Source organism: Variovorax sp. WDL1 (assembly GCF_001541225.1).
In the GTDB taxonomy this organism is placed as follows: domain Bacteria; phylum Pseudomonadota; class Gammaproteobacteria; order Burkholderiales; family Burkholderiaceae_C; genus Variovorax.
This window is the reverse complement of record NZ_LMTS01000256.1, coordinates 38,618-40,344: the sequence shown is the minus strand read 5'-3', so window position 1 is coordinate 40,344 and position 1,727 is coordinate 38,618. Positions and strand designations below refer to the sequence as shown.

3 protein-coding genes are annotated in these 1,727 nt (G+C 69.2%); 1 reads left to right on the top strand and 2 read right to left on the bottom strand.

Going from position 1 to position 1,727, the window contains the following annotated elements; all coding sequences use genetic code 11:
* Positions 1 to 152 precede the first annotated feature (152 nt).
* Positions 153 to 890 (top strand): hypothetical protein, encoded by a 738-nt coding sequence (locus APY03_RS32285; protein WP_162487145.1) that lies wholly within the window; start codon positions 153 to 155, stop codon positions 888 to 890.
* Between the two features lie 112 nt (positions 891 to 1,002).
* Here APY03_RS32285 and APY03_RS32280 read toward each other — a convergent pair whose 3' ends face one another.
* Both APY03_RS32280 and APY03_RS32275 read right to left on the bottom strand, forming a co-directional pair.
* A complete protein-coding gene (locus tag APY03_RS32280; protein WP_068683654.1) occupies positions 1,003 to 1,293 on the bottom strand; it encodes a DUF1330 domain-containing protein in 291 nt (96 codons plus the stop codon).
* A gap of 62 nt (positions 1,294 to 1,355) precedes the next feature.
* Complete coding sequence (locus APY03_RS32275; RefSeq protein ID WP_068683652.1) at positions 1,356 to 1,640, bottom strand: hypothetical protein; 285 nt, start codon at positions 1,638 to 1,640, stop codon at positions 1,356 to 1,358.
* Positions 1,641 to 1,727 lie beyond the last annotated feature (87 nt).

Sequence of the window (1,727 nt, the reverse complement as noted above, 5' to 3'; positions counted from 1 at the left end):
GTGACTCGGCTGCCGGGACGACGCCCCGGCTCCAGCCTCACAACAAGCACACCGCCAAAGCAGGCGAACGAATGCCCTCAACCCTCTCCCGGACCAATAGGCCACCCGGCAAGCCCGCCCGCCGCAATGACAACCACGAGAAAGGTTGCATCGTGAGCGCCGCCCGCCCCCCCGCAGGCGAAGGCACGCTCAGGAGCGACGGCACACCGGCGTCCGCGCAGCCGCGCCACCGCATCCTGCAGGCGCCGCCCGCGACGCCCGCCGCGCTCGTCGAGGCCCTGAGCGCCTGTGCGACCGCGAACCTTGCCGACGGCCTGCCGCAGCAGGTGCAGGTCGCCCTGGGCCTCGTGCCGCGCCATGCCGCGGCCGGCGTGCTGTGCGGGCCTGCGCTCACGGTGCGGGTGGATGCCGGCGACAACCTGCTGGCCCAGCACGCCATCGATCTTGCGCGGCCGGGCGATGTGATCGTCATCGACGGTGCGGCCAGCGCAGAGCGTGCGCTCGTGGGGGAGACCATGGCCCGCTGGGCGCACGCGCGCGGCGTCGCCGGCTTCGTGGTCGACGGCGCCGTTCGCGACCTGGACTGCCTGCGCCAGGGCCCGCTGCCCGTCTATTCGCGCAGCATCTCGCCGCGCGGCCCCACGCGAACGGGCGGCGGCGAGGTCTACGGCGAGGTGAGGGTGGGCGGCGCCGTGGTGCGTGCTGGCGACCTGGTCGTGGGCGACCTCGACGGCGTGGTCTGCCTGCCGCAGGCGCTGGCCCAGGCCGCGGTCGAGGCGTGCCTGCAGCTCATGGCGCGCGAGCGCGAGACCTTCGAGGCGATCCGCCGCGGCACGCTCTCGCGGACCTGGATCGCGCAGGCGCTGGGCGGCGACGCCGCGCTTCGTTGAACCGAGCCCATGGATGGCGATGAAGCAAACCTGTGCCGACGAACACATGCTGCTTGTTCGATGAGTCCAGCCGCCGAGGCGGCTGCCTCTACACACGCTTGACCAAGGTCGGTCAGGCCCCCTCGATGATCCGCAGATCCCGTTCGGCGCCGTCGCCGAGCGCGGCCAGCGCGGCCTGGTAGCCGGGGCTGTCATGCACGGCGAGAGCCTGCTCGACGCTGTCGAACTCGATCAACACGGTGCGCTCGGCCAGACCGTGCTCATAGACCTTGGCGGGCAGGCCGCGCGCCAGAAAGCGCCCGCCGCCGCCAGTGATCGCAGGGCCCGCGAGCTTCGCGTAGGCGGCAAGTTTGTCGGCGTCCTTGACGGCACGGTATGCGCTCACCCAATAGGCATTTGCCATGATGACTTGTCTCTCTGTTGCTGAGCGCGCAATATAGCCGGGGCGATAGGAATTGATCGGCGCTATGCCTCGGCCAACTCCGCTTCGACCGCAGCGGCCTTGACGTGCCATTCGTCGACGAACTCCTTCGCCTCCTGGCCGAGCAGCGCAAGGGCATCGTCGGCGCTTCCGGACGAGCCTGCGTAGGAAAGCCGCCCCATGCAGCAGCCTTCGAACTGCAAATCGGCATACCCCTCCAGCCCATTGCTGGTCACGGTATCGAGCGCCACGGATACCACCCAGCCCCGGTACGCGGAGATGGATGCATAGGTACTGATCGTTTGGTAAGGCTTCGCGCGCTCTTGCATTTCTTGAAAGCTGGGTAGGGGGCGGCGTATTGAGCAGCCTGCTGCGAAAGCCGTCAACTACCAACATTGGTAGGTATTCGCGCGCGC